General features: G+C 72.0%; 25 protein-coding genes and 1 pseudogene. 18 read left to right on the top strand and 8 right to left on the bottom strand.

Going from position 1 to position 26054, the window contains the following annotated elements:
- Positions 1-2: 2 nt before the first annotated feature.
- Positions 3-1088 (bottom strand): annotated as a pseudogene (locus tag CS0771_RS39625) (glycoside hydrolase family 5 protein); the annotation flags it as partial.
- A gap of 142 nt (positions 1089-1230) precedes the next feature.
- Entirely contained in the window at positions 1231-2439 is a 1209-nt protein-coding gene (locus CS0771_RS12470) for a DUF349 domain-containing protein (RefSeq protein ID WP_212841116.1), read from the bottom strand.
- Between the two features lie 238 nt (positions 2440-2677).
- On the opposite strand from CS0771_RS12470, the gene miaA reads away from it, so the two are divergent.
- Together miaA and dapF are read left to right on the top strand one after the other, a co-directional pair.
- Complete coding sequence (gene miaA / locus CS0771_RS12475) at positions 2678-3607, top strand: tRNA (adenosine(37)-N6)-dimethylallyltransferase MiaA (protein WP_244870750.1); 930 nt, start codon at positions 2678-2680, stop codon at positions 3605-3607.
- Positions 3604-4407, top strand: a complete 804-nt coding sequence (dapF, locus tag CS0771_RS12480) for a diaminopimelate epimerase (protein WP_212841117.1) — start codon at positions 3604-3606, stop codon at positions 4405-4407. Before miaA ends, dapF begins: the two co-directional genes overlap by 4 nt.
- Before the next feature lie 572 nt (positions 4408-4979).
- On the opposite strand, the gene CS0771_RS12485 is transcribed toward dapF, so the two are convergent.
- On the bottom strand, positions 4980-6422 hold the full coding sequence (locus tag CS0771_RS12485; protein WP_212841118.1) for an NAD-dependent malic enzyme: 1443 nt from the start codon (positions 6420-6422) through the stop codon (positions 4980-4982).
- 199 nt (positions 6423-6621) lie between these two features.
- Between CS0771_RS12485 and hflX the strand changes: the two genes are divergently transcribed.
- Together hflX and CS0771_RS12495 are read left to right on the top strand one after the other, a co-directional pair.
- Positions 6622-8058: a GTPase HflX gene (gene hflX / locus CS0771_RS12490; protein ID WP_212841119.1), complete on the top strand. Its 1437-nt coding sequence runs from the start codon at positions 6622-6624 to the stop codon at positions 8056-8058.
- A gap of 51 nt (positions 8059-8109) precedes the next feature.
- Positions 8110-9714 carry a YncE family protein gene (locus tag CS0771_RS12495; RefSeq protein WP_212841120.1) on the top strand — a complete coding sequence of 535 codons (1605 nt, stop codon included), beginning with the start codon at positions 8110-8112 and terminating at the stop codon, positions 9712-9714.
- 56 nt (positions 9715-9770) lie between these two features.
- Here the strand turns inward: CS0771_RS12495 and lexA are convergent, their stop codons facing one another.
- Entirely contained in the window at positions 9771-10508 is a 738-nt protein-coding gene (lexA, locus tag CS0771_RS12500) for a transcriptional repressor LexA (RefSeq protein ID WP_203742266.1), read from the bottom strand.
- 399 nt (positions 10509-10907) lie between these two features.
- Here lexA and nrdR point away from each other — a divergent pair, with 399 nt between their 5' ends.
- From nrdR to CS0771_RS12510, 3 genes are all read left to right on the top strand, one after another.
- The gene (gene nrdR, locus CS0771_RS12505) at positions 10908-11441 is read left to right on the top strand and encodes a transcriptional regulator NrdR (RefSeq protein WP_212841121.1); all 534 of its coding nucleotides are present in this window, start codon (positions 10908-10910) and stop codon (positions 11439-11441) included.
- Positions 11442-11504: 63 nt separating this feature from the next.
- A complete protein-coding gene (locus tag CS0771_RS39630; RefSeq protein WP_371821610.1) occupies positions 11505-11804 on the top strand; it encodes a hypothetical protein in 300 nt (99 codons plus the stop codon).
- Positions 11699-14323 (top strand): vitamin B12-dependent ribonucleotide reductase, encoded by a 2625-nt coding sequence (locus CS0771_RS12510; protein ID WP_371821576.1) that lies wholly within the window; start codon positions 11699-11701, stop codon positions 14321-14323. The genes CS0771_RS39630 and CS0771_RS12510 overlap by 106 nt, the downstream gene beginning before the upstream one ends.
- Before the next feature lie 151 nt (positions 14324-14474).
- Here CS0771_RS12510 and CS0771_RS12515 read toward each other — a convergent pair whose 3' ends face one another.
- On the bottom strand, positions 14475-15179 hold the full coding sequence (locus tag CS0771_RS12515; protein ID WP_212841122.1) for an MBL fold metallo-hydrolase: 705 nt from the start codon (positions 15177-15179) through the stop codon (positions 14475-14477).
- A gap of 48 nt (positions 15180-15227) precedes the next feature.
- Between CS0771_RS12515 and CS0771_RS12520 the strand changes: the two genes are divergently transcribed.
- Genes CS0771_RS12520 through CS0771_RS12535 form a run of 4 tightly spaced genes read left to right on the top strand, consistent with a single transcriptional unit; the run spans position 15228 to position 16914 of the window.
- Positions 15228-15590, top strand: a complete 363-nt coding sequence (locus CS0771_RS12520; RefSeq protein ID WP_203742280.1) for a hypothetical protein — start codon at positions 15228-15230, stop codon at positions 15588-15590.
- A complete protein-coding gene (locus tag CS0771_RS12525; protein WP_212841123.1) occupies positions 15587-16081 on the top strand; it encodes a hypothetical protein in 495 nt (164 codons plus the stop codon). The genes CS0771_RS12520 and CS0771_RS12525 overlap by 4 nt, the downstream gene beginning before the upstream one ends.
- 33 nt (positions 16082-16114) lie before the next feature.
- Positions 16115-16495, top strand: coding sequence for a hypothetical protein (locus CS0771_RS12530; protein ID WP_212841124.1), 381 nt, complete (start codon positions 16115-16117; stop codon positions 16493-16495).
- On the top strand, positions 16480-16914 hold the full coding sequence (locus CS0771_RS12535) for a type II toxin-antitoxin system VapC family toxin (RefSeq protein ID WP_212841125.1): 435 nt from the start codon (positions 16480-16482) through the stop codon (positions 16912-16914). Before CS0771_RS12530 ends, CS0771_RS12535 begins: the two co-directional genes overlap by 16 nt.
- A gap of 3 nt (positions 16915-16917) precedes the next feature.
- On the opposite strand, the gene CS0771_RS12540 is transcribed toward CS0771_RS12535, so the two are convergent.
- On the bottom strand, positions 16918-17226 hold the full coding sequence (locus CS0771_RS12540) for a M48 family metallopeptidase (protein WP_212841126.1): 309 nt from the start codon (positions 17224-17226) through the stop codon (positions 16918-16920).
- 190 nt (positions 17227-17416) lie between these two features.
- Here CS0771_RS12540 and CS0771_RS12545 point away from each other — a divergent pair, with 190 nt between their 5' ends.
- From CS0771_RS12545 to CS0771_RS12555, 3 genes are all read left to right on the top strand, one after another.
- Entirely contained in the window at positions 17417-17953 is a 537-nt protein-coding gene (locus CS0771_RS12545; RefSeq protein ID WP_212841127.1) for an EamA family transporter, read from the top strand.
- Positions 17950-18318 carry an EamA family transporter gene (locus CS0771_RS12550; protein WP_244870751.1) on the top strand — a complete coding sequence of 123 codons (369 nt, stop codon included), beginning with the start codon at positions 17950-17952 and terminating at the stop codon, positions 18316-18318. Before CS0771_RS12545 ends, CS0771_RS12550 begins: the two co-directional genes overlap by 4 nt.
- 319 nt (positions 18319-18637) lie before the next feature.
- The gene (locus CS0771_RS12555; protein ID WP_212841129.1) at positions 18638-19357 is read left to right on the top strand and encodes a hypothetical protein; all 720 of its coding nucleotides are present in this window, start codon (positions 18638-18640) and stop codon (positions 19355-19357) included.
- 45 nt (positions 19358-19402) lie between these two features.
- On the opposite strand, the gene CS0771_RS12560 is transcribed toward CS0771_RS12555, so the two are convergent.
- Positions 19403-19780: a VOC family protein gene (locus CS0771_RS12560; RefSeq protein WP_212841130.1), complete on the bottom strand. Its 378-nt coding sequence runs from the start codon at positions 19778-19780 to the stop codon at positions 19403-19405.
- Between the two features lie 73 nt (positions 19781-19853).
- Here CS0771_RS12560 and CS0771_RS12565 point away from each other — a divergent pair, with 73 nt between their 5' ends.
- Positions 19854-20390, top strand: coding sequence for a hypothetical protein (locus CS0771_RS12565; RefSeq protein WP_212841131.1), 537 nt, complete (start codon positions 19854-19856; stop codon positions 20388-20390).
- A 4-nt stretch (positions 20391-20394) separates the two neighbouring features.
- Here the strand turns inward: CS0771_RS12565 and CS0771_RS12570 are convergent, their stop codons facing one another.
- On the bottom strand, positions 20395-21081 hold the full coding sequence (locus CS0771_RS12570; protein ID WP_212841132.1) for a metal-dependent transcriptional regulator: 687 nt from the start codon (positions 21079-21081) through the stop codon (positions 20395-20397).
- A 353-nt stretch (positions 21082-21434) separates the two neighbouring features.
- Here CS0771_RS12570 and CS0771_RS12575 point away from each other — a divergent pair, with 353 nt between their 5' ends.
- The 3 genes from CS0771_RS12575 to CS0771_RS12585 are packed head-to-tail and all read left to right on the top strand — an operon-like array spanning position 21435 to position 26002.
- Positions 21435-22250, top strand: a complete 816-nt coding sequence (locus CS0771_RS12575) for a sulfurtransferase (RefSeq protein WP_212841133.1) — start codon at positions 21435-21437, stop codon at positions 22248-22250.
- A complete protein-coding gene (locus CS0771_RS12580) occupies positions 22247-23419 on the top strand; it encodes an acetoin utilization protein AcuC (protein ID WP_212841134.1) in 1173 nt (390 codons plus the stop codon). Before CS0771_RS12575 ends, CS0771_RS12580 begins: the two co-directional genes overlap by 4 nt.
- A gap of 3 nt (positions 23420-23422) precedes the next feature.
- A complete protein-coding gene (locus CS0771_RS12585; RefSeq protein WP_244870752.1) occupies positions 23423-26002 on the top strand; it encodes a GNAT family N-acetyltransferase in 2580 nt (859 codons plus the stop codon).
- Positions 26003-26054: the final 52 nt, after the last annotated feature.

The raw sequence follows: 26054 nt of genomic DNA on the forward strand, positions 1-26054 counted from the left end.
ATCAGCTTGGTCAGCCACTGCGTGTCCAGCGGGTTGGCCAGGGTGCTGCCGAACTCGCCGACCAGGATCGGGGCCACGTTCTGCTTGGCGATCTTGCCCCAGAAGTGGTCCCACACCGCGGGCAGGTTGTTCGGGAAGTTCGGGTCCTCGAACCAGTCCTGCCGGTCGTACACCGAGATGCCGTAGTCGTGCGGGGCGTAGACCAGCCGGTTGGCGACGTTGAGGCGCACCGGCTTGTCGATCGCGGCGGACAGGTTGCCGCCCCACCAGTCGCAGGACATCGGGTCGTCCGGGATGTTGTCCCACTCGTTCGCCACGCCGCCGGACAGGCAGCTCACGCCCTCCACGAAGATCAGCCAGTTCGGGTTCGTCTGCAGGACCGCGTTGCCGATCCGCTCGGCGGCCAGCCGCCAGTCCCGGGCCTGCACGTCGCAGCCCCAGCAGGCGCCGGTCGCGTTCGGGTCGGTGCCCTCGGCGTGCGGCTCGTTGAACAGGTCCGCCCCGATCACGGTCGGGTTGCCCGCGTACCGCTGGGCCAGCATCTTCCAGTCCGCGATCATGCTGGCCTCGGAGACCGTCGCGGTGTACCAGAGCGGGGTCTGCCCGGCCGCGGTCGGCCGGTGCCGGTCCAGGATGACCCGCATGCCCTTGGTGCCCGCGTAGTCGATGACCTTGTCCAGGATCTGCAGCGGGGACAGGCCGATCAGATCCGGGTTGGTGAAGTCGTTGATCCCGGTGGCGGTCGCGCCGGGCTTCAGGGCATCGCCGGAGTACGGGACGCGAAGGGTGTTGAAGCCGAGGGAGGCCATCCGGTCGAGCTGCCCGCGCCAGGTGGCCGGGGCGCTGGCCCACAGGCCGTGGAAGGTGCGGTTGTCGGTCTCCATGCCGAACCAGTTGATGCCGGTCAGCCGCACCACCCGGCCCTGGCTGTCGACGATGTTGCGGCCGCTGGTGCGCAGGTAACCGGTGCCGGTGTCGGCGCTGGCCGGGACGGCGGAGAAGGTGATCGCCACGAGGGCGGTGGCCGCGGCGGCGAGCGCCGCGGAGACGGCCGCGATCAGCGCGGTCGTGCGGGTCTTCCAACGCATTTCGATGCTCCATCCACAACGGACGAGATGATCGGGAAATGCGTGCCTGCCCTGGCTCCGGGGTACATCGTGCACCGCTGACCGGGTACACAGCAAGAGGGCGACCGCTCGCGCGACCGCCCTCTTCTTCAGCTGCTGAAACTCAGCTCGACTTCTCGGCCAGGGCCAAGAAGTTGCGCTTGCCGGCCAGGGCCTGCTCGGCCTCCTTGATGCGCTTGGCGTCGCCGGCGGCCTGCGCCCGCTCCAGCCGCGCCTCGGCCTCGGCCACCTGCTCGCGCATCTGCTTGAGCAGCGGGTTCGCCGACGGCTCGGTGCGCCGCCAGGCGGCGTCCATCGCGTCGCGGACCTTGTCCTCGACGGCGCGCAGGCGGCGGTCCAGGCCCGCGACGTTCTCGCGCGGGACCCGGCCGGTGTCGTGCCACTGGCCCTGGATCTCGCGGAGCGCGTTCTGCGCGGCCTTCGGGTCGGCGTCCACGTCGATCGCCTCGGCCTGGGCGAGCAGCTCCTGGCGGCGGACCAGCGCGGCCTTCTGCTCGTTGTCACGGGCGGAGAAGACCTCGCTGCGGCGGGTGAAGAACGCGTCCTGCGCGGCGCGGAACCGGTCCCACAGCTTCTGCTCGGCCTCCTTGGAGGCGCGCGGCGCGGTCTTCCACGCCGCCATCAACTCCTTGAGCCGGGCCGCGGTGGCCGCCCAGTCGGTCGACTCGGCCAGCGACTCGGCCTCGGCGACCAGGTCGTCCTTCACCGACTGGGCCTGCTTGCGGGCGGCGTCCAGGGTGGCGAAGTGACCGCCGCGGCGGCGGGTGAAGCTGTCCCGGGCGACCGAGAAGCGCTTCCACAGCTCACCGTCGGTCTTCTTGTCGACCCCGCGGATGGTCTTCCACTCGTCGAGGATCTCCTTGAAGCGGTCGCCGGTCGCCTTCCAGCTGGTGGACTCGGCGGCGAGCTTCTCCGCCTCCTCGACCAGGCCGGTCTTGCGGGCGACGGCCTCGGCGCGCGCGGCGTCACGGGCGGCCTTCGCGGCGCCCGCCTTCTCCTCGGACAGGGCCGTCAGCCGGTCGAGCCGGGCGGCCAGCCCGTCGATGTCGCCGACCACGTGCGCCTCGTCCAGGCCGGCACGCAGCCGCTTCACCGTGGCCAGGGACTGCGCGGCGTCGGCGGCCCCGGAGTTGAGCCGGGTCTCGATCAGGTCCACCTCGGTGACGAGATCCTCGTACCGGCGGACGAAGTGCGCCAGCCCCTCTTCCGGGGTGCCGGCCTGCCATGATCCGACGGCGCGCTCGCCCGCGGCCGACTTCACCCAGACCGTGCCGTCCGCGTCCACCCGGCCATACGATGCCCAGTCGCTCATGATGTGCCCATCCTCGTTCTTCCCGACCGAACCCGCAGTCACCTGCGAGGTCGCCGCCAAAGCGCAGTTACCCGTGTGTCTGTCACCGGGGAGAGTACGTCGTCTCTCCTTCAGCATTGTCACAGGTCCGACTGGGCGCGCGGCACGCGCCCAGGACAAGGTGACCTTACGGGGTCGCGGCGCGGGACGCACCTGGTCCACCCCGCTGTTCAGGGCACGATCCGATTACGGTTGTGTCGTGCGGGTGAACGAGACGGCCGGTAGAGCGGCCGCGACGGTGATCGCGGTGGTCGGCCCGACCGCCGCCGGCAAGTCGGCGCTGTCGATCGCGCTGGCGCACGCCCTCGGCGGCGAGGTGGTCAACTGCGACTCGATGCAACTCTATCGGGGCATGGACATAGGCACGGCCAAGCTGACCGCCCTCGAGCGCGAGGGGGTGCCGCACCACCTGCTCGACATCTGGCCGGTCACCGAGCCCGCCAGCGTCGCGGAGTACCAGCGGCTGGCCCGGGAGGCGATCGACGGCATCCAGGCGCGCGGGCGGGTGGCGCTGCTCGTCGGCGGGTCGGGGCTGTACCAGCGGGCCGTGCTTGAGGACTTCTCGTTCCCGGGCACCGACGCGGCCGTACGGGCGCGGCTGGAGGCGGAGCTGGTCCAGGTCGGGCCCGCCGTGCTGCACGCGCGGCTGCGCTCGATCGATCCGGACGCGGCGGAGAAGATCCTGGTCGGCAACGGGCGGCGCATCGTGCGCGCGCTCGAGGTGATCGAGATCACCGGGGGGCGGTTCACGGCGTCGCTGCCCGATCCGGTGCCGGTGTACCCGGTGCTCCAGCTCGCCGTCGACCGGGGCGACCTCGACGAGCGGGTCACCCGGCGGGTGGCGAAGATGTGGGGCGACGGGCTCGTCGACGAGGTGCGGCGGCTCGTGCCGGAGGGGCTCGCGGGCGGGCTCACCGCGTCGCGGGCGCTCGGGTACCAGCAGGTGCTGGCGTACCTTGAGGGCAGGTGCACCGAGCAGCAGGCGTACGACGACACGGTCACCGGCACGCGCCGGTTCGTCCGCCGCCAGCGCTCGTGGCTGCGCCGGGACCCCTCGGTACGCTGGCTCGACGGTGCCGCCCCGGATCTCGTGGAGCAGGCGCTGCGGATGGTGAGGGAGACGCCGTGAAGTTCACCAAGGGGCACGGCACCGGCAACGACTTCGTGATCATCGAGGATCTCGAGGGGACCGTGGAGCTGACGCCGTCTCTGGTCGCGGCGCTGTGTGACCGGCGGTTCGGGATCGGCGGGGACGGGGTGCTGCGGGTGCAGCCCTCCGCCGAGCCGGGTGCGGCGTGGTTCATGGACTACTGGAACTCCGACGGGTCGCTGTCCGAGATGTGCGGCAACGGGGTGCGCGTGTTCGCGCGGTACCTGCACACGACCGGGCTGGCGGGGGACGTCATCCCGCTGTCGACGCGGGGCGGGCTGCGGACGGCGTACGTGGAGGGGGACCTGATCCGGGTCGACATGGCCGCGCCGCGGCTGCTGGGTGACTCGGTGGCGACGATCCACGGGGTCGCCTATCCGGGGCTGGCGATCTCCATGGGGAATCCGCATCTCGTGTGTGACGTGCCTGCCGAGGTGGCGGCGGCGGTCGACCTGAGCCGGGCGCCGGACACCGACGGCTCGCTGTTCCCCGCGGGAGTGAACGTGGAGTTCTCGGTGCGGGTCGCCGAGGACCACCGGCGGATGCGGGTGTACGAGCGCGGGTCCGGCGAGACGATGTCCTGCGGGACCGGGGCTACTGCGGTCGGGGTGGCGGCGCTGGTCACGGCGGGGCGGGACGCCGGGACGGTGACGGTGGACGTGCCGGGTGGGCGGCTGCAGGTCACGCTCGACGAGCAGACGTCGTGGCTGGCGGGGCCGGCCGTGCTGACCTTCACCGGGGAGATCGATCCGGGGTCGCTGGTGCGTCGGCCGGGCTGACCGGTTCGGGCTCGCTCGTGCGCCGTCCGGCCTGGTGGGCCCATCGGCTCGGCTGGGTGCCTTCGGTGGGAGATGCCCGCTTGGGCGAGGGTCGTCCCTGGGTTCGGTGTTGACCCCGGTAGGTGGGGCTTCTGAAACCCGCGCCGAGGTGGCGGGGTGGTGGTGATCGCGGGTTCGTGTCGGTGGGTCGGGGCTGGGCCCGGGTTTTGGCACGAGTTGGCGATCATCGTGTGGCTTGTTTGGCGGCGGGGCGGCTCGGTTTGGAGCTTGATCGCGGTCTCGTGTCTAAAAGTGGGGGCTGACCATAGGTTTTGACACGAACTGGCGATCATCGCGGCGGGCTGGCCGGCTGGGGAGTCGGGCGACCGGGTGATGATCGCGAGTTCGTGTCGCAATGTGAGGCCAGACCTCACCTTCTGACACGAACTGGCGATCATCGCCCGGCGCGGGCCGCTGGCGGCGGGGTCCGCGGCCAAGATCGTTGGACTTGCCTGGCAGGCGGGCGAATCTTGGGCCCGGATTCGGCCGTTTGCCTGGCAAGTTGCGTGATCTTGGGGCGGGTGGGTCGCGGGTCAGGACTCCGGGGTGGGGGTGGGGTCGGAGTCGAGGGTGGGGGCCGTGGCGGATTGCTGGGCTACGGCGCGGACGGCGGCGGCTACGGCGGGGGCGACGCGGGCGTCGAAGACGCTGGGGACGATGACGCTTGGGTTGAGTTTCTCCTCGCCGACGACGTCGGCGATGGCCATGGCGGCGGCCAGGGCCATCTCCTCGGTGAACTCGCGGGCCTGGGCGTCGAGCATGCCGCGGAAGACGCCGGGGAAGGCGAGCACGTTGTTGATCTGGTTGGGCTGGTCGGAGCGGCCGGTGGCGACGACGGCGGCGTGCTTGCGGGCCTCGCGGGGGTCGACCTCGGGGTCGGGGTTGGCGAGGGCGAACACGATGGCGTTGGGGGCCATGCGGGCGATGTCGTCGCCGGTGAGCAGGTTGGGGGCGCTGACGCCGATGAAGACGTCGGCGCCGACGATCGCGCCGGGCAGGTCGCCGGAGTAGTTGTCCCGGTTGGTGTGCTCGACCAGCCACTGCCAGTTCGGGCCGAGATTGGCCATGTCGCGGTGCAGGGCGCCGCGGCGGTCGTACGCGATGACGTCGCCGACGCCCTGGCGCAGCAGCAGCTTCATGATCGCGGTACCGGCGGCGCCGGCGCCGGAGACGACTACCTTGACCTCGCTGAGCTTCTTGCCGACCACGCGCAGCGCGTTGGTCAGCGCGGCGAGCACGCAGATGGCGGTGCCGTGCTGGTCGTCGTGGAAGACGGGGATGTCCAGCAGCTCGCGCAGCCGGGCCTCGATCTCGAAGCAGCGCGGGGCGGCGATGTCCTCCAGGTTGATGCCGCCGTACACCGGGGCGATCGCCTTGACGATGTTGATGATCTCCTCGGTGTCCTGCGTGTCGAGGCAGACGGGCCAGGCGTCGACGCCGCCGAAGCGCTTGAACAGGGCCGCCTTGCCCTCCATGACCGGCAGCGCGGCGGCGGGGCCGAGGTTGCCCAGGCCGAGCACGGCCGAGCCGTCGGTGACGACCGCGACGGTGTTGCGCTTGATGGTCAGGCGGCGGGCGTCGTCGGGGTTGTCGGCGATGGCCTGGCAGACCCGGGCCACCCCGGGGGTGTACGCCCGGGACAGCTCGTCACGCGTCTTCAGGTTGACCTTGGAGGTGACCTCGATCTTGCCGCCGAGGTGGAGCAGGAAGGTGCGGTCGGAGACCTTGCGGACCTCGACGCCGTCCATCGCCTCCAGCGCCTTGACGACCTGGTCGGCGTGCGCGCTGTCGGCGGTGTCGCAGGTGACGTCGGCGACCACGCGCAGGTGGTCGGAGTCGACCACGTCGACGGCGGTGACGATGGCGCCCGCCTCACCGACGGCCATGGTGAGCCGGCCGATCGCCGAGGAGTCGGCGATGACCGCCACACGTACGGTGATGGAGTATCCGGCGCTGGGCAGGCGGGTAGTGGGCACGATGTCGCCTTTCGTGAGATCAGTCGAGTTTCATTTTCCCACCACGTGGGCACTAGGGCTCAATCGCCTGCTGAACCGCCGGGTAACCCCGGCGGTCGCGTCCGGTGTACCGGGACGCGGAAGCAATGCAGGTGCGCTGGTGTTACATCCGTGCCAACCTTGAAGCCGTCAGATCTTCGAGTAAGACGGAGGAGCAGATTTGCCTACTTTCCCGGACACCCTGGTGGCCGACGAGACCACCGGTGACCTCGAACTCGCGGAGCGCAATTCGCTGCGCCGCGTGGCCGGGCTCTCGACCGAGCTCACCGACGTCACCGAGGTCGAGTACCGGCAGCTGCGGCTGGAGCGGGTGGTGCTGGTGGGCGTCTGGACCTCCGGCACCGTCGTGGACGCGGAGAACTCCCTCACGGAGCTGGCCGCGCTCGCGGAGACCGCGGGCTCGCAGGTGCTGGAGGGCCTGATTCAGCGGCGCAGTCAGCCGGACGCGGCCACGTTCATCGGCCGCGGCAAGGTCGACGAGCTGCGCGCCGCGGTGGAGTCGACCGGCGCGGACACCGTGATCTGCGACGGCGAGCTGTCCCCGAGCCAGCTGCGCAACCTGGAGGAGCGGATCAAGGTCAAGGTGGTCGACCGGACCGCCCTGATCCTGGACATCTTCGCCCAGCACGCCAAGAGCAAGGAGGGCAAGGCCCAGGTCGAGCTGGCTCAGCTGCAGTACCTGGTGCCCCGCCTGCGTGGTTGGGGTGAGGCGCTGTCGCGGCAGACCGGTGGTTCCGGTCGCGGTGGCGGCGCGGGCGGCGGCGTGGGTCTGCGCGGTCCCGGTGAGACGAAGCTGGAGACCGACCGCAGGCGCATCCGCACCCGGATCGCCAAGCTCAAGCGCGAGATCAACGGTATGCGGGTCATCCGCGACACCAAGCGCTCGGCGCGGCGTGCCAACACGGTGCCGTCCGTGGCGATCGCCGGCTACACCAACGCGGGCAAGTCCAGCCTGCTCAACCGGCTCACCGGAGCCGGCGTGCTGGTCGAGGACGCGCTGTTCGCGACCCTGGACACGGCGACCCGCCGGACCGCGGCGCGCGACGGCCGGGTGTACACCCTGTCCGACACGGTGGGCTTCGTGCGGCACCTGCCGCACCAGCTGGTGGAGGCGTTCCGCTCCACGCTGGAGGAGGTCGCCGACGCGGACCTGGTGGTGCACGTGGTCGACGGGGCCCACCCGGACCCCGAGGAGCAGGTGCGCGCGGTGCGCGAGGTGCTGGCCGAGGTCGGCGCCGACCGGCTGCCCGAGCTGCTCGTGGTCAACAAGGCCGACGCGGCGCCGCAGGAGACCCTGCTGCGGCTCAAGCGCGAGTGGCCGGACGCCGTCTTCGTGTCGGCCCACACCGGGCAGGGCATCGAGGAGCTGCGCGAGGTCATCGAGGACAAGCTGCCGGTCCCGGCGGTCGAGGTGCTCGCGTGCGTGCCGTACGACCGGGGCGACCTGGTCGCCAAGGTCCACCGAAGGGGTGAGGTGCTGGCGTCGGGACACACCGCCGCCGGAACGCAGCTCCGTGCGCGTGTCGACCGCGAACTGGCCGCTGAGCTGGGAACATTTACGATTACGGAAAGTGACTGGGTAGCCGACGCATCGTGACTTATTGATCGGGTTACACAAGACCGTGCCCGGTCGTGGCAAACTGTCCGGATGCGGTTAACGGGATTCCTGGTGAAGGCAGGCGCGGCCGTCGCCACGGTCGGCCTCGGAGTCGGGCTGGTCAGCGCCCCCGTGGGCGCAGCGCCCAGCCCGGCTCCCTCCGGCGGGGCACAGGAGAAGGCCAAGGCCGTTCCGGGCACGAAGGTGTGCACGATCAAGGACAACCGCCTCACCGAACTCTCCGGCATGCTCGCCGTCGGCAAGTACGTCTATGTCATCAACGACGGCAGTGACGACCTCGCCCGTGAGCGGATCTTCCGGATCGATGCCGCCACCTGCACCATCGGCCAGACCAGCTACGGGTACAAGGACAACGGCGCGCGCGACCCCGAGGACATCGCGCTGGACCCGGACGGCAAGACCATCTGGATCGCCGACACCGGCGACTCGCAGATCACCGAGAGCTTCACGGTCGAGCACAAGCGGTCCAGCATCGCGCTGTGGAAGTTCTCCGGTGGCAAGGTGACCGGCCCGTTCCGGATGAGCTACCCGCAGAAGAAGTACGACTCCGAGGCGCTGCTGTTCGGCAAGGACGGCTTCCCGATCGTCGTCACCAAGGACTGGGACTTCGCCGCCGCCGAGGGCAAGACGCGGCTGTTCTCCCCCACCACCTGGCCGATCGAGGCGAACAACTCGACCCCGGTGCCGATGAAGGAGCTGGGCTCCTTCACCCTGCCGCGCACCGACACCTCGAACCCGTTCACCAGCCTGGGCCGTCGCCAGGTGACCGGCGCGGCGACGAACGCGGACCGCACCAAGGTCGTGCTGCGCACCTACGCCGACGCGTACGAGTGGGAGCTCAAGGACGGCGACGTCGCCGGGACGCTGACCAAGGAGAAGCCCCGGGTCACCTACCTGCCCGACGAGCCGATGGGTGAGGCGATCACCTACTCGGCCGACGGCGAGAAGCTCCTGACCGTCTCGGAGACCCAGCAGACCGACACCCCGAACGGCGACCCGCAGAGCCCGGTCCTGCTCAGCTACACCCCGTCGGTGAAGGAGCACACCGAGGCCGCGCCGGTCGAGGGTCCGAAGAAGTCCGAGAAGGCGTGGTACCTGTCGCTGTTCAGCACCATCGACCAGCTCTACATCGCACTGGCCGGGGTCGGCGTGTTCGGCGTGCTGCTGGTCGTGCTCGGCGTGTTCGGCGTGCTGAAGTCGCGCAAGCGCCGCGGCCGCAAGGGCGGCGACGAGGACGACGACCTGGTGCCCGCGGACAACTCCGCGACCACGCTGCTCGCCCCCGTGGGTGCCGGCGTGGGCGGCGGCTACCAGTCCGGCTACTACGCCGACCCGGGCGGCTACGACCCGGGTTACGGCCAGCAGGGCGGCTACGGCCAGCCGCAGGGCTACCCGCAGGCGGGCGGCTACGACCAGGGCTACGGGCAGCAGCACGGCGGTTACGACCCGGGCTACGGCCAGCAGCAGGGTTATCCGCAGGCCGGCGGCGGGTACGACCCCGGCTACGGCGGCCAGCAGGGTTACGGGCAGCAGGGCGGCCAGTACGGCGGCGGCTACCAGCAGTACCAGGCCGAGCCGGCGTACTACGACGGTGGTTACCAGAACCAGCCGGGCTACGACCCGTACCAGCGCTGATTTGAAAGAAGCGGCCCGTCCCCGGAAGAGGGCGGGCCGCTTTCTCGTGTCGTGCGTCAGACCCGGCGCATCACGAAGACGACCTTGCCGAGGATGACCGCCGCGTCGCCGGGGATCGGGTCGTAGGCCGGGTTGCGCGGCATCAGCTGCACGTGCCCGTCGCGCAGGCGGTAGACCTTGACGGTGGCCTCGCCGTCGATCATCGCGGCCACGATGTCGCCGTTCTCCGCGGTGGGCTGCTGGCGGACCACCACCCAGTCGCCGTCGCAGATCGCGGCCTCGATCATCGAGTCGCCTTTGACCTGGAGCGAGAAGAGCGTGCCCTGGCCGACCAGCTCGCGCGGCAGCGGCAGCACCTCCTCGATCGACTCCTCGGCGAGGATCGGGCCACCGGCCGCGATGCGGCCCAGCAGCGGCACGTAGACCGGGGTGGGCCGGGCGGCGAGCGCCGCCTCCTCGTCGGGGTCGGCGGCGGTGCGCACGTCCACCGCGCGCGGGCGCGACGGGTCGCGGCGCAGGAAGCCCTTCCGCTCCAGCTCCTTGAGCTGGTAGGCGACCGAGGACGGGGAGACCAGGCCGACGGCCTCGCCGATCTCGCGCACGGTGGGCGGGTAGCCGTGCTGCTCCACCCAGTCGCGGATGACGGCGAGGATGCGCTTCTGCCGGCTGCTGAGGTCGGCGGTCTGCAGGTCCGCAGGGGAGGCGCTGGTCGCGGCGACCGCGCGCAGAGGCCCCGCGCCGGCGGGCGCGGCCGGCGGCCGACCGGGCCGGGACGCTCGCTCTGTGGGGGACATGTCGGACCTCCGGTGGATAGTGACAGTGGCGGCGACTCTTACCGGACACACTAATGCGACCTGAAGTCAGTTTCAAACATCTGTACGACTCTGTCGATGGTGTCACGGATGTTTCACGTGTGGGTGACGGTCCGTGTTGTTGTCGGCGACACGCCACAAGCAAGCGCGTTTCAACTTGCCTCAGAGGCGTCTGGGGCATAGTTTCAACACCACATCTTGTGGTGGCTTCGAGCCGACCGCCCATAGATTGGGGTGAGAGCCCCAACTGGCGGTATGGCCGATGCCCCGTACCCGCACCCACCCCCGGGCGGCCGCGACGCGGCGGACGCCGGCGGTGCCGTGCCCGGAGTGCGGGGCGGCAACCGCCCGGGAGCGACGACGACGTGGGAGGTGACAGCGATGCGATGCCCGTACTGCCGGCACCCGGACTCCCGTGTGGTGGACTCCCGCGAGGCCGAGGACGGCCAGATCATCCGCCGGCGCCGGCACTGCCCCGAATGCGGCAAGCGGTTCACCACGGTCGAGGAATCGGTGCTGGCCGTGGTCAAGCGTAGCGGGGTGACCGAGCCGTTCAGCCGGTCGAAGATCATGAACGGGGTGCGCAAGGCCTGCCAGGGGCGGCCGGTGGACGACGACTCCATCGCGCTGCTGGCCCAGCGGGTCGAGGAGGCGGTCCGCGCGCGGGGGGCGGCGGAGGTGCCCAGCCAGGAGGTCGGGCTGGCCATCCTGGGGCCGCTGCGCGACCTGGACGAGGTTGCCTACCTGCGCTTCGCCTCGGTGTACCAGGACTTCCAGTCCGCCGACGACTTCATCCGCGAGATCGAGACGCTGCGCGCGGCGGCCAAAAAGAATCCCGCCGGGACGGTTGAAACGGCCGCCGCTGGGCAAGAGGCGGCGGACGAGCCCGCCACGGCCGGTCAGCACGCGGGCTGAGCCCCGCCATCAGAACGTGTTTTTGAGTTGTTGAGAAGTTAGAGAACCTTGAGGGGGCTGACGATGGGGGAGAACGCCACGGCGAGCGCGAAGCGCACGCGGGCGAACGCCGGAGGTCTGAAGATCGAGCGGGTGTGGACGAAGGACGGCGTCCACCCGTACGACGAGATCACCTGGGAGCGCCGGGACGTCGTCATGACGAACTGGCGCGACGGCTCGATCAACTTCGAGCAGCGCGGGGTCGAGTTCCCCGAGTTCTGGAGCGTCAACGCGACCAACATCGTGACGACGAAGTACTTCCGGGGCGCGGTCGGCACCCCGAGCGCGAGTGGAGCCTCAAGCAGCTGGTGGACCGGGTCGTGAAGACCTACCGGGCCGCCGGTGAGAAGTACGGCTACTTCGCCACCCCCGCCGACGCCGACGTGTTCGAGCACGAGCTGACCTGGATGCTGGTGCACCAGGTGTTCAGCTTCAACTCCCCGGTCTGGTTCAACGTGGGCACGCCCAGCCCGCAGCAGGTCAGCGCCTGTTTCATCCTGTCCGTGGACGACTCGGTCGACTCCATCATGGACTGGTACAAGGAGGAGGGGCTGATCTTCAAGGGCGGCTCCGGCTCCGGCGTGAACCTGTCCCGTATCCGGGCCAGCCGCGAGCTGCTGTCCTCCGGCGGCACCGCCTCCGGCCCGGTCAGCTTCATGCGCGGCGCCGACGCCTCGGCCGGCACCATCAAGTCCGGCGGCGCCACCCGGCGCGCGGCGAAGATGGTCATCCTCGACGTGGACCACCCGGACATCGAGGAGTTCATCGCGACCAAGGCGCGCGAGGAGGACAAGATCCGCGCGCTGCGCGACGCCGGCTTCGACATGGACCTGGGCGGCCGCGACATCGTCAGCGTGCAGTACCAGAACGCCAACAACTCGGTGCGCGTGTCCGACCAGTTCATGGACGCCGTCGAGAACGGCAAGCCGTTCGAGCTGCTGGGCCGCCTCGACGGCCGGGTCATCGACACCGTCGACGCCAAGGACCTGTTCCGCAAGCTGGCGCAGGCCGCGTGGGAGTGCGCCGACCCGGGCATCCAGTACGACGACACCATCAACGACTGGCACACCTGCTCCGAGACCGGCCGCATCACCGCGAGCAACCCCTGCTCGGAGTACCTGCACCTGGACGACACCTCGTGCAACCTGGCCTCGCTGAACCTGATGAAGTTCCTCGGCGAGGACGGCTCGTTCGACGTGGCCCGCTTCGTCAAGTCGGTCGAGTTCGTGATCACCGCGATGGACATCTCCATCTCGTTCGCGGACTTCCCGACCCAGAAGATCACCGAGAACACCCGCGCCTACCGCCAGCTCGGCATCGGCTACGCCAACCTCGGCGCGCTGCTGATGGCGTCGGGCCTGCCGTACGACTCCGAGGCGGGCCGCCAGCTGTCCGCCGCGATCACCGCGCTGATGACCGGCGCCGCCTACCGCCGCTCGGCCGAGCTGGCCGGCGTCGTCGGCGCGTACGACGGCTACGCCCGCAACGCCACCCCGCACCAGCGGGTCATGCGCAAGCACGCCGAGGCAGCCGACGCGCTCAAGCCGCAGGGCCCGGTCGCCACGCTGGTCGCCAAGGAGGCGCAGAAGCAGTGGAAGGCCGGCAACGCCCTCGGTGAGAAGCAGGGCTGGCGCAACTCGCAGGCCAGCGTGCTCGCGCCCACCGGCACCATCGGCTTCATGATGGACTGCGACACCACCGGCGTGGAGCCGGACCTGGCGCTGGTCAAGTTCAAGAAGCTGGTCGGCGGCGGCTCGATGCAGATCGTCAACCAGACCGTGCCGCGCGCCCTGCGCAACCTGGGCTACCAGGAGGAGCAGGTCGAGGCGATCACCGAGTTCATCGGCGAGCACGGCCACGTCGTCGACGCCCCCGGCCTCAAGCCGGAGCACTACCCGGTGTTCGACTGCGCCATGGGTGAGCGCGCCATCGCCCCCATGGGCCACGTGCTGATGATGGCCGCGGTGCAGCCGTTCATCTCCGGCGCGATCAGCAAGACCGTCAACATGCCGGAGACGGCGACGGTCGAAGAGGTCGAGCAGATGTACTTCGACGGCTGGCGTCTCGGCCTCAAGGCCCTGGCGATCTACCGCGACAACTGCAAGGTCGGCCAGCCGCTGTCGGTCGCCAAGAAGGAGGCCCCGGCCGCCCCCGCCGCCGCGGTCGCCCCGGTGTCCGCCCCGGTCGTGGAGAAGGTCATCGAGTACCGGCCGGTCCGCAAGCGGCTGCCGAAGAAGCGGCCGTCGCAGACGGTGTCGTTCACGGTCGGCGAGGCCGAGGGCTACCTGACCGCCTCGTCCTACCCGGACGACGGCCTCGGCGAGGTCTTCCTCAAGCTCGGCAAGCAGGGCTCGACCCTGGCCGGGGTCATGGACGCGTTCTCGATCGCGGTCTCGGTCGCGCTGCAGTACGGCGTGCCGCTGCAGACGTACGTCGAGAAGTTCATGAACATGAAGTTCGAGCCGGCCGGTATGACCGACGACCCGGACATCCGCCTGTCGAACTCGGTGATGGACTACATCTTCCGGCGGCTCGCGCTGGACTTCCTGCCGTACGAGCAGCGGGCCGAGCTGGGCGTCTTCACGGCCGCCGAGCGTGCCGCGCGGCTGCGGGCCGAGGAGGAGGGCGTCGAGTACGTCCCGCCGACGCCCGCCACGGTGACCGCCGACGCGCCGGCCGCGCCGGTGCCCGCCGCGCGGATCGGCTCCTCCACCGAGGTGCTGGAGTCGATCACGGGCCGCGTCTCGGACGCGCCGCTCTGCTACACCTGCGGCACCAAGATGCGCCCCGCCGGCAGCTGCTACGTCTGCGAAGGCTGCGGCTCCACCAGCGGCTGCAGCTGACCCGCATCCCGTCAGGGGGTCGGACCTTCCGGTCCGGCCCCCTTTCGCGTACCCCCTTGTGGGCGTGGTCGCCCCGGCGGCTGCAGTTTCGGGGAAACTGCGGGAAAGCGGGCCGTCTTAGCGGCACTTTCCCCGAAACTGCGGGCGGCGGTCAGGCGTCGGGGTGCCAGACGGCCGCGTCGTGGGCGAAGAGGACGCGGCGGGGGTGCAGCTCCGCGAGGGTGTCCAGCCAGGGGTGGTATGGCGGGAGCGGGGCGGCGGCCCCGTCGGCGGCGGCCCGGCGGGCGAGCACGGCGCAGCTGAAGTCCGTGGCGAGGTCGTAGGCCTGCCCGGCGAGCACGGTCACGTCGCCGTCGGCATGGGACACGATCAGGCTCTGGTGACCGGCGGTGTGGCCGGGCGTCGGCACGATCCGGATGCCGGGGGCGATCTCGGCTGTGCCGTCGAGTTCGCGCAGGTCGGCGCCGGGGAAGTCGACGAGGTGGTCGAAGGTGTAGTCGCCGGCGCGGGCCGTGGCCAGCTCGACGGACTGGGTGAAGATCGGGCGGCCGGGCAGCAGCGGGTTGCCGCCGATGTGGTCGAAGTGCAGGTGGCAGTTGACGACCAGGGCGATGTCGTCGAGGCGTACCCCCGCGTCGGCCAGGGCCTCGGGGAGCGGGCGCCGGTGTGGGCGGTAGTGGGCCTCGGTCTCGTCGTCGCCGCGCCCGAGCCCGGTGTCGAAGAGCAGCAGCCCGTCCGCGGTGTCCACGAGGTACGCGAGCACCGCCTCGACCCGGGGGTGCGGGGTGCCCGCCTCCTCCGCCGGGCGGATGAAGTAGCCGAGATCCAGCCGTCGCACCGCGTTGAGCTCGGTCATGTCTCTCCCGTGATCAAACTGTCGGGGGCCGTGCCTAGTGTGCCGCGCATGAACTCGTGGCACCACGCGCAGTCCGCCGCCCGGAAGTGGGGCGGCGAGCCGGAGGACTACCTCGCGATCGAGGAGTTCATCGACTCCTCGAAGCAGATCATCGGCGACGTGCGGCACCGCTCGATGTACCACCACACCGCGGGCGTCTACCTGTGCCAGCGCATCTTCGGCGACACGCTGCAGGTGGGGCGCAAGCGCATCCCGGTGCGGCTGATCGCCGAGCGGCACATCCTGGAGGACCTGGGCTGGCTGCCCTCGCCCGCCGACTACATCGCCGGGATGCCGATCAAGCCGTGGATGTCCGGCGCACAGCGCAAGGAGGTGCCGCTGTCGGTGCTGTTGGGAAAGGACGAAGCATGAGCCACACCAGCTTCCTGGGCATCCCCGTGGAAGGACGGATCACCCCGGGCGACCGGGTGCCGCAACGGCCGCTCTCTGAGCTACAGCCGCTGGTCCGCGCGTTGGTCGACGACGATGCGGTGGTCGAGTTCGGCTGGAAGCAGTACACGCCGTACTTCAACGACGGAGAGGCGTGCGTGTTCGACGCGTGGGGCTTCTGGGTGCGCACCACCGCCGACGATGCGGACGCCGGTGTCGAGGACCTGGGCGTCGGGGAGTATGACGAACCGCATCCGACCCTGGGCGGCCCGTGGCTGGACCGCGGGCAGTACCCGTACACCGAGCACCCCTATGAGGGCGACGACCCGGAGCGTTACGGGCGGGCGCGGGCGCTGGCGGACGCCGTCGGCAGTGGGGCCTTCGACGACGTGCTGCTGGAGGCGTTCGGCGACCATGCGACGGTGCGGGTCCGGCGTACGGGCATCACGGTCGAGTTCTACGACCACGATTGAGCTCCCCGATGCTACCGGCGGTAGCATCGGGGCATGACCGCAGAACCCGTTCCGCCCTCGACAGCGGAGGGCGCACCGACCGCTGAGTTCCTGCGGGTGCTCACGCTGTATCGCCAGCTCGAGGAGGCCTCGCCGGAGCTGCGCGAGCGGCTCGGCCAGGTGCTCGGGCTCCCGGACAACGTCCGCATGCTCGGCCGCTCCCGCAAGGTCAGTGTCTCGATGCCGGAGGATCTCACCGACGCGGTGCAGCGTCGGGTGGGCCGGGGCGAGTTCAGCCGCTACGTCACCGAGGCGGTGGCCAAGCAACTGGAGCTGGACCTACTGGCTGAGCTGGCGGCACTGCTGGAAGCCGAGCACGGTGCGGTGTCGGAGCAGGCGCTGGCGGAGGCGGGTGCGGTGTGGCCCGACGCGTGACGTCCACCGGCGGCGCGCTGCTGCTGGACAGTGAGGGCCTCAGCAAGCTCGCCGCCGGTGACGAGCGGGTGCGCGCCTTCCTGGAAACCGCGCTCAACCGCCGTGCTCAGGTCGTGGTCAGCGCGATCACGCTGACGGAGGTGCTGCGGGGTGGCCCGCGCGACACCGCTGTGCACAGGGTGCTGTCCCGTATCACCGCGTTGCCTGTGACGCCCGAACTGGGGCGCCGTGCGGGGGAACTGCTAGGCGCGGCCGGCCTTTCCGGACACCGCTGCGCCATCGACGCCGTCGTGGCCGCGACCGCGCTGGCGCTGCCTCGGCCGGTGGTGCTGCTGACCAGCGATCCCGACGACCTCACCCGGCTGGTCGAGGAGCCGGAGCGGCCCAAGGACCAGCGGGTGGTCGTCGTACACGTGTAGCGGTCAGATGCCCATCGCCTGGGCGATGCGCAGGTGCGGCTGCGCCTCGTCGTGGCGGCTCTGGCGCTGCAGGCAGCGGCCCAGCATCAGATGCGCGTAGTGCTCGGCGGGGTCGTGGTCGAGGATCAGCCGCAGCTCCCGCTCGGACTTACGCAGCTGGGCCGAGTGGTAGTAGGCGCGCGCCAGCATCAGCCGGGGCGCGACGTCGTCGGGGGATTCCGCCACCACCGGCTCCAGGATCTTGGCAGCCGTGATGTAGTCGCCGTACTCGAAGAACAGCTTTCCGCGCTCGTACTCCTCCAGGATTCCCACGGTGTGGTCAACCGGCTGGCAGGGGCGCGCATTCCCTGGCTAGCATCGCCGCCATGGCTCGCTCCATCATCTCCCCGCCGGTCGCCTGAGGCGGACGGCGCAGCACCACTGACGTGACGGCTCGGCCGCGCGTCCGGTGGCCCGTCCGCGTACGCGGAATCGCAGGCCATCGACAAGTGGAGACGGAGAGATGGAGTCCATCGAGGGGCTCGCGCCGGTGCGCGCGGGCAGGTCCGCGTCGTACGGGCGCGGCATGTGCTACGTGGCGGTCGCGGCGACCGCCTGGGGCACCGGCGGCGCGGTCGCGGCGGTCCTCTACCGCACCAGCGGCCTCGGGCCGGTGGCGGTGTCGTTCTGGCGGCTGGTGTTCGGCATCGTGCTGCTGGCCGGGCTGCACCTGGCGCTCGGCGAGCGGCTTGGCGCCCGCTGGCGGGACGCGCTGGTGCTGGGCGCGGGGCTGGCGGTGTACCAGACGGCGTACTACGGCTCGATCGCGTTCGCGGGGCTGGCCGTGGGCACGGTGGTCACGCTCGGCGCGTGTCCCGTGGTCATCGCGCTGGCGGCGCGGTGGCTGCTCGGCGAGGCGCTGACCGCGGGGCGGATCTGCGCGGTGGCGCTGGGGCTGGCGGGGCTGGTGCTGCTGGTCGGCGGCGGTGGCAGCGTGGGGCGGCACCTCTGCTGGGAGTGGCGTGCGGGCTGCTGTCGGCGGCCGGGTACGCCGTGGTGACGATCTACTCGCGGCGGGCCGGCGGCGACCTGTCCGGGGCGACGGTGGGTTCGTTCGCGGTGGCGGCGCTGTGCGTGCTGCCCCTGGCGGCCGCCGAGGGGCTGCTGCCGGCGGCCGACGGTATGGCCGGGACGGCGGCGTGGCTGCTGTACCTGGGGGCGGTGCCGACGGCGCTGGCGTACCGGCTGTTCTTCGCGGGGGTGGCGGCGGTGCCGGCCACGGTGACGGCGGTGGTGACGCTGCTGGAGCCGGTGGCCGGGGTGCTGATCGCGGTGGGGCTGCTCGGCGAGCACCTGACCGTGACCGCTGCGGCGGGCTCGGCACTGATGCTGGCCGCAGTCGCGGGCCTGGCCCGCACCGGCTAGCACCCGCCGGTGGCCGGTGGCCGGTGGCCGGTGGCCGGTGGCTGCGCCTGCTCCCGCTGTGGCCGCGGCTCCCGCTGCGGCTGCACCTCCCCGTTGCGGCTGCGGCGATGATCGGTGTCTCGTGTCAGAACCTTGGGTCAGGCCGCAGATCTTGACACGAAACGCCGATCAACGCCGGGCGGCCCAGGCGGCGCGACGGCACCAGGGTCGCCGTCATCGCGCGGTGGTTCGGGGTCCGGGCTGACGTCTCGGCGACACCGTGCTGTCGCGGGCTACCGCTACGATGCGGCTTTCCCCTCCGACCCCGGGAGTTCTGCTCATGTCCTATCCACCCCCCGCGCCTGACTACCCGCCGCCGTATCCCGCTCAGCCCCAGTACGCGCCGGCGCCGGCGCCGAAGAAGTCCCGCACGGGCATGTGGATCGCGATCATCGTCGGCGTCCTGATCGTCTGCTGCGGTGGCGGCGGCATCGCGGCGTACGTCGTCTACGACAAGGCGCAGGACACGGCGGCGCAGCTCGAGGACGACCTCAACGGCATCATCGCCTCGGCGTCCGCGCAGGCGAACCCGCCCGCCGCGAAGATCACCGTGGTGGCGCCGGCCACGCTCGCCGGGCGCAAGCCGGTGACCGACGCCGAGCTGAAGACGCTGGCGGAGACGATGAAGAGCGGCTTCCAGGCCGCCGTCCCGGCCGCGTCCAACGCGGTGGCGGGCTTCTACGGCGACGCCGCCAAGAAGGACCTGGTGATGATCTTCGCCGCGTCCGCGCGGATGGGCGACCCGGAGAAGGAGCTCGACGACGCGTTCAAGGGCATGGCCACCTCCGGCCTGACCGCGACCGGCATCGCCGAGGTCCCGGCGGGCCCGCTGGGCGGCACCGCCAAGTGCGGCAGCGCCACGGCCGAGGGTGTGCCGATGGCCATCTGCGCCTGGGCCGACAGCGGCAGCCTCGGCATGGTGGTCTGGTACTTCAAGACCGTCGGCGAGGTCAAGGCCGAGCTGATCGAGGTCCGCGGCCAGATCGAGCAGAAGAGCTGACGCTCTGCAGGTGAGCGGGGGTGTGGCGCACGCGCCGCACCCCCGCTACGCGTTCTGCCACAGCCCGATCGTGTTGCCCTCGGTGTCGGCGATGTACGCGGTGAACCCCATCGTGCCCACGGCCGCGCGTTCCTGGACCACCCGGCCGCCGCAGGCGACGACCTTGGCCAGGGCGGTGTCGATGTCCTCGACCTCGATCGTGATGACCGGCCCGGTCACCGGGTCCTGGCGGGCGGTCATGCCGCCGTTGATCGCGCCGGGCTCGGCGGGGGCGCCGCGGTCGTCGGTCGCCACCGTGCGCACCCAGATGTAGTCCAGCTCGGGCATGTCGTCGAGCTGCCATCCGAAGGTGTCGGTGTAGAACGTGCGGGCGCGCTCGACGTCGTCGGCGGGCAGCTCGAAATGCACCACTTTTCCGGTCATGGCACCAGGCTAGGCAGCCGCCCGGGGCTCGGCTGGACTTTCGGCGTACGGGCACAGCGGCTAGGTTGGTCCGGTGCGGACGAGGCTGCTGGCGCTGATGGCGGGGGGAACGCTGCTCGCGGGCTGCGCCGGACCCGGCGCGGCCGCGCACGAGCAGCCGCCGCCTCCGGTGACCACGCCCAGCCCGCCCGTGCTCAGCGGGGCCTGCCTGCTGCTGGACTTCCCGCGCATCGAGCAGCACCTCGGCGCGAAGCTGAGCATCTCCGGCGCGGCGGTGCACCAGAAGACCAACACCTGCGTGGCCCGCCCGACCGACGCCGACCTGCCCGAGCTGAGCATTTCGGTGACGCCGAGCAAGGCCGACGTGGCCGTGTTCAAAGACGCGATGCTGCCCGACGGGGCCAAGGCGGTCACCGGCCTGGGCCGGGTCGCCTACCAGCAGACACGGCCCGCGGCGAAGGGCCGCGGGCCGTACGTGGAGGTCGGCTGGCTGGCGGGCAACGCCCGGCTGCTGGTGCTGAAGGTGACGCTGCCGGTCGGCGGCGACGCCGGCGCCCTCGCGCCCGAGGCCGTCGAGCTCGCCAAGGAGATCGACCGCGCCGGCGTCTAACCCCTCATCGGCTGGAGACGAACACGCGCGAGGCGACCTCGCGCGGCAGGCGGATGGGCTCGCCGCCGTGGTCGATGGAGACCCCGTCGCGCTCCTGGGCCACCGTCACCGTCGCGCCCGGGTCCACCCCGGCCGCGTGCAGCTGGCGCAGCACCTCGGAGTCGGTCTGCACGCTCTCGCAGATCCGCCGGACCACGACCTGGCCGGTCAGGCCGGGGAAGGCCAGGTTGCGCTCGGCGTCGCCCATGCCGTCGGTGTCCCGCGGCTTGGTGTCCAGCGCGTCCAGGCCCGGGATCGGGTTGCCGTACGGCGAGCGGGTGGGCCGGTTGAGCAGGTCGTAGACCCGCTTCTCCACGGCGTCGCTCATCACGTGCTCCCAGCGGCAGGCCTCCTCGTGGGCCTCCTCGTACGGCATCCCGATGACGTTGACCAGCAGCAGCTCGGCGAGGCGGTGCTTGCGCATGACGGCGACCGCGTGCGCCCGGCCGGCCTCGGACAGCTGCAGATGACGGTCGGTCTCCACGACGGTCAGCAGGCCGTCGCGCTCCATGCGGGCCACGGTCTGGCTGACGGTGGGGCCGCTCTGGTGCAGGCGCTCGGCGATGCGGGCGCGCAGCGGGGGCACACCCTCCTCCTCGAGCTCGAGGATGGTGCGAAGGTACATCTCAGTGGTGTCAATGAGGTCGGACATGAACGGGTCCTCTCCAAGTCGCTGGCTGCGATTCTATTGCGTGTCACCGCAGCGACACCCGTCGGTGCAGATCGCTTGATCATGCTGCGCCGGTCCGCTCATGGCGGTTCGGGCAGGCCGTGCTCGTGGAGCGGCCGGGACGGGTGGTATGCCACCTCCCAGGCATGTCCGTCCGGATCGGCGGAACAGCCCGCATAGCCGCCCCACGCCACCTTCTGGGCGGGTTTCAGCAGTGTCGCACCAGCCGCTTCGGCAGTCGAGAGCGCCTCCGCCCCGTCGCCACCGCCGAGTCTGGCAGCCGGGTGGGACAGTGCGCGCGGACACGCTGTCGCGCATGGTGTTGACTTGCGGTTGTGCGTACACCACTGATCTCCGTTGCGGAGCTGGGGGACCGGCTCCGCTCGGGGCAGCCGACGACCGTGCTGGACGTGCGGTGGCGGCTGTCCGGACCGCCCGGCCGGGACGACTACGAGGCTGGTCACCTGCCCGGGGCCGTCTTCGTCGACCTCGACCGGGATCTGTGCGGGCCGCCGGGGGCGGGCGGGCGCCACCCGCTGCCGCACCCGGAGGCGCTGGAGGGCGCGCTGCGCGCCGCCGGTGTGCGCGAGGGGCGGCCGGTGGTCGTGTACGACGCCGGCGACGGCATGGCCGCGGCCCGCGCCTGGTGGACGCTGCGCTGGGCCGGTCACGCGGACGTACGCGTGCTGGACGGCGGTTTCGCCGCCTGGGCCGCCGCGGACGGCGCGATCACCACGGCGCCGGTCAGCGCCGAACGGGGCGACGTCACGGTGCGGCCCGGCGCGATGCCGGTGCTCGACGCCGCCGGGGCCGCCGCGCTCGCCGAGCACGGCGCGCTGCTGGACGCGCGGGTCGCGCCCCGCTTCCGGGGCGAGACCGAGCCGGTCGACCCGGTGGCCGGGCACATCCCCGGCGCCCGCAACCTGCCCTACGGCGAGCTGGTCAACGCGGACGGCACGCTGCGGGCCGACCTGCCGGAGGTCTTCGCGGACCTGGCCGGCGAGCCGGTCGGGGCATACTGCGGCTCGGGGGTGACCGCCGCGCACACCGTGCTGGCGCTGCACGCCGCGGGCCGCACCGACGCTCAGCTCTACGTCGGGTCCTGGAGCCACTGGATCACCGACCCGGCCCGGCCGGTGGGCCGCGCATGACCGCCACGGTGGTCTGGAGCGACCGGATGCTCGGCTACGACCTGGGCGACCACCCGCTGGACCCGATCCGCGTCGAGCTGACCATGCGGCTGGCCCGCGACCTGGGCGTGCTGGACCGGCCCGCGGTCGAGCTGGTCGCGCCGGAGCCCGCGACCGACGCCGAGCTGCTGCGCGTGCACCGGCAGGACTATCTGGACGCGGTACGCGCCGCCCCCGACGACCCCTTCTTCCGGGGGTACGGCCTCAACACCCCCGACAACCCGGTCTTCGACCACATGCACGAGGCGTCCGCGCTGATCTGCGGCGCGAGCCTGGCCGCCGCGCGGGCGGTGTGGTCCGGCCGGGCACGGCGCGCGGTGAACGTCGCGGGCGGCCTGCACCACGCCATGCCCGCCCGCGCGGCCGGGTTCTGCGTGTACGACGACCCGGCGGTGGCCATCGCCGACCTGCTCGCCCAGGGCGCGGAGCGCATCGCGTACATCGACATCGACGTGCACCACGGCGACGGGGTGCAGGAGATCTTCTACGACGACCCGCGCGTGCTCACGGTGAGCCTGCACGAGGGCCCGATGACGCTGTTCCCCGGCACCGGCTTCGCCGAGGAGACGGGCGGCCCCGGCGCCGAGGGCAGCGCGGTGAACGTGCCGCTGCCGCCCGGCACTGGCGACGCCGGCTGGCTGCGCGCCTTCCACGCGGTGGTCCCGGCGGTGGTGCGGGCGTTCCGGCCGCAGCTGATCGTGCTGCAGGCCGGGGCCGACTCGCACCGGCTCGACCCGCTGGCCAACCTGCGGCTGACCGTGGACGGGCAGCGGGCGGCGCAGCTCGCCGTGCGCGACCTGGCCGACGAGCTGTGCGAAGGCCGCCTGGTGGCCACCGGCGGCGGCGGGTACGCCCTGGTCGAGGTGGTGCCGCGGACCTGGACCCACCTGCTCGCGATGGTCACCGGCGAGCCGCTGGACCCGTCGACGCCGCTGCCCGCGTCGTGGCGCGAGTACGCCGCCAAGCGCCTGCCCGGCCGGGACATCCCGGTCAGCCTGACCGACGGCGGGGACGTCAGGTTCACGCCGTGGCAGCCGGGCGGGGAGCACGCGCTGGATCGCGCTGTCATGGCGGCCCGCAAGGCGGTGTTCCCGCTGCACGGGCTCGACCCGCACGACCCCCGGGACTGAACCGTGCCCGGGGCGGACGTGCTGCTGGCCGACGGCGCCACGGTGCACCTGCGGCAGATCACCCCGCAGGACGCCGAGGCGGTCGTGGCGATGCACTCGCGCTTCAGCGAGCGCACCCGCTACCTGCGCTACTTCTCGCCGTACCCGCGCATTCCCGCCCGCGACCTGCACCGCTTCGTCAACGTCGACCACGTGGACCGGGAGGCCTTCGTGGTCGCCGCGGGGGAGCGGCTGGTCGCGGTGGGGCGCTACGAGCGGCTGGGCGAGGGCGCGCACGAGGCCGAGGTGGCGTTCGTGGTCGAGGACGCCTACCAGGGGCGCGGCGTCGGCTCGGTGCTGCTGGAACACCTGGCCGCAGCGGCGGCGGACGCGGGCATCACCCGTTTCGTCGCCGAGGTGCTCCCCGAGAACGGCGCCATGCTGCGCGTGTTCACCGACGCCGGATACGAGGTGAACCGCCGGTACGCCGACGGCGTGGTGACGCTGACCTTCCCCGTCGCGCCGACCGAGAAGTCGCGCGCGGTGCAGGCCGAACGCGAGCGCCGCACCGAGTCCCGCTCGGTGGCCCGCCTGCTGCGCCCGGCGTCGGTCGCGGTGTACGGCGCGAGCGCCTCGGGCCGGGGCGTCGGCGCGGCGGTGCTCGCCCACCTGCGTAGCGCGGGGTTCGACGGCCCGATCCACCATGTGCACCCGAACGGGCCGCTGCGCTCGCTGACCGAGCTGACGTCGGACGCTGCCGAGGAGGAAGCCGCCGGCGCGGCATCAGCGCCGTCAGCGGGACCGGCGCAGGTCCGGCCCGTGGTGTCGGCTGCCTCTGGCCACGCGGGCGCCGACCCAGGTGGTGCAGTGGATCTCGCGGTCGTGGCCACGCCGCCCGCGGCGTTACCCGAGGTGCTGGCCGACGCCGCCGCCGCAGGCGTGCACGGGCTGCTGGTGCTGACGGAGCTGGATCCGGCGCAGCGGCAGCGGCTGCTGCGGGCGGTGCGGGCGGCGGGCATGCGGGTGCTCGGGCCGGGCAGCCTCGGCATCGCCGACACCGCCGCCCGCCTCAACGCCACGCTGGTGCCCCGGCTGCCGCTGCCGGGCCGGGTCAGCCTGTTCTGCCACTCGGGCACGCTGGGCCTGCTGCTGCTGGCTGAGGCCGACCGCCGCGCGCTGGGCGTGGCCAGCTTCGTCAGCGCGGGCCGCCGCGCCGACGTCTCCGGCAACGACCTGCTCCAGTTCTGGGCGGGCGACCCGGAGACCGACGTGATCGCGATGTACCTGGAGTCCTTCGGCAACCCGCGCAAGTTCGCGCGGATCGCCCGTTCCGTCGGGCGGCACAAGCCGATCGTGATGCTGGCCGGGCACACCGGTCACGGCGGGTCCACCCTGGACGACGCCGCAATGCAGGCGCTGCGCGCGCACTCCGGCGTGATCGAGGTGGGCACGGTCGGCGAGCTGTTCGACGTGGCGCAGCTGCTGGCCGCCCAGCCGCTGCCCGCCGGGGACCGGATCGGCGTGGTCAGCAACGCGTTCGCGCTGGCCGCGCTCGCCTCGGCGGAGATCCGCGCGGCGGGGTTGCGGGTGGGCCGGTCCGGCGCGGTCGGGCCCGCGGCGGGTCCGGCGGAGTTCGCCGCGGCCGTGCACGCCGCGCTGCACAGCGACGACACCGACGCGGTGGTCGTGGTGGTCGCGCCGCCGCTGCCCACCGGCCCGCTCGCCGCCGACCAGAGCACGGAGACGGCGCTGATCGGCCCGTATTCGGACGCGCTGGGCGAGGTCGTGCGGGAGGCCGACAAGCCGGTGCTGGCGAGCTTCCTCGCCGGGCGCGGGCCGGCCGGGCTGCCGTCCTACCGCTCCATCGAGGAGGCGGTGCGGGCGCTGGCCCACGTGACCCGCCGCGCGACCTGGCTGCGTACGCCCGCAGGCACCCTGCCGCCGCCACCCGAGACCGCCGACCCGGCCGCGCCCACGCTGGAAGCGCTGCTCGCGTCGTACGGCGTCGACGTGGTGCCGAGCATCCGGGCACGCGGTGCGGAGCGGGTCGCCGCCGCCGCGGCGGGCTACGGCGTCCCGGTGGCGCTCAAGGTCGCCGACCGCCCGAACCGGATCGACCTGGGCGCGGTGCGCCTCAACGTGGGCGGGCCCGGCGAGGTCCGGCGCGCTTACACCGACCTGGAGCAGCTGTTCGGCGCGGACGTCGAGGTGCTGGTGCAGCCGATGGTCGCGCCCGGTGTGGCCTGCGTGATCGAGGTGGTCGACGACCCGTCGTTCGGCCCGGTGGTCGGCTTCGGCCTGGCCGGGCCGGTGACCGAGCTGGTCGGCGACCGCGCCTGGCGGGCCGCCCCGCTCACCGACACCGACGCTGCCGCCCTGGTCCGCGCGCCGAAGGCGGCCCCGCTGCTGGCCGCCGCCGACGCGGACGCGATCGCCGCGCTGCTGGTCCGCCTCGGGCAGCTCGCCGCCGACACGCCCCGGCTGCGCCGCCTGGTCGTCAACCCGGTCCTGGTCCACACCGGCGGCGTCTCGGTCCTGCACGCCCTCGGTGAGCTCACCGACCCCACCCCCCGGCCCGACACGGGCCCTCGCCAGCTCAGATAGGGAAGGGCGCCTTCCTCGGCGCGCGTCAGCGAGACAAGCGGCAGCTCGCCTC

Origin of the sequence: Catellatospora sp. IY07-71, from assembly GCF_018326265.1 — a bacterium.
GTDB lineage: Bacteria > Actinomycetota > Actinomycetes > Mycobacteriales > Micromonosporaceae > Catellatospora.

Excerpts from the sequence above, each read along its gene's own strand:
- CS0771_RS12495 (WP_212841120.1), top strand. The coding sequence starts at position 8,110 with ATGCGGTTAACGGGATTCCTGGTGAAGGCAGGCGCGGCCGTCGCCACG.
- nrdR (WP_212841121.1), top strand. The coding sequence starts at position 10,908 with ATGCGATGCCCGTACTGCCGGCACCCGGACTCCCGTGTGGTGGACTCC.
- CS0771_RS12555 (WP_212841129.1), top strand. The coding sequence starts at position 18,638 with ATGTCCTATCCACCCCCCGCGCCTGACTACCCGCCGCCGTATCCCGCT.
- CS0771_RS12545 (WP_212841127.1), top strand. The coding sequence starts at position 17,417 with ATGGAGTCCATCGAGGGGCTCGCGCCGGTGCGCGCGGGCAGGTCCGCG.
- CS0771_RS12560 (WP_212841130.1), bottom strand. The coding sequence starts at position 19,780 with ATGACCGGAAAAGTGGTGCATTTCGAGCTGCCCGCCGACGACGTCGAG.
- lexA (WP_203742266.1), bottom strand. The coding sequence starts at position 10,508 with ATGTCCCCCACAGAGCGAGCGTCCCGGCCCGGTCGGCCGCCGGCCGCG.
- CS0771_RS12570 (WP_212841132.1), bottom strand. The coding sequence starts at position 21,081 with ATGTCCGACCTCATTGACACCACTGAGATGTACCTTCGCACCATCCTC.
- CS0771_RS12520 (WP_203742280.1), top strand. The coding sequence starts at position 15,228 with ATGAACTCGTGGCACCACGCGCAGTCCGCCGCCCGGAAGTGGGGCGGC.
- CS0771_RS12580 (WP_212841134.1), top strand. The coding sequence starts at position 22,247 with ATGACCGCCACGGTGGTCTGGAGCGACCGGATGCTCGGCTACGACCTG.
- CS0771_RS12515 (WP_212841122.1), bottom strand. The coding sequence starts at position 15,179 with ATGACCGAGCTCAACGCGGTGCGACGGCTGGATCTCGGCTACTTCATC.
- CS0771_RS12525 (WP_212841123.1), top strand. The coding sequence starts at position 15,587 with ATGAGCCACACCAGCTTCCTGGGCATCCCCGTGGAAGGACGGATCACC.
- CS0771_RS12470 (WP_212841116.1), bottom strand. The coding sequence starts at position 2,439 with ATGAGCGACTGGGCATCGTATGGCCGGGTGGACGCGGACGGCACGGTC.
- CS0771_RS12530 (WP_212841124.1), top strand. The coding sequence starts at position 16,115 with ATGACCGCAGAACCCGTTCCGCCCTCGACAGCGGAGGGCGCACCGACC.
- CS0771_RS39630 (WP_371821610.1), top strand. The coding sequence starts at position 11,505 with ATGGGGGAGAACGCCACGGCGAGCGCGAAGCGCACGCGGGCGAACGCC.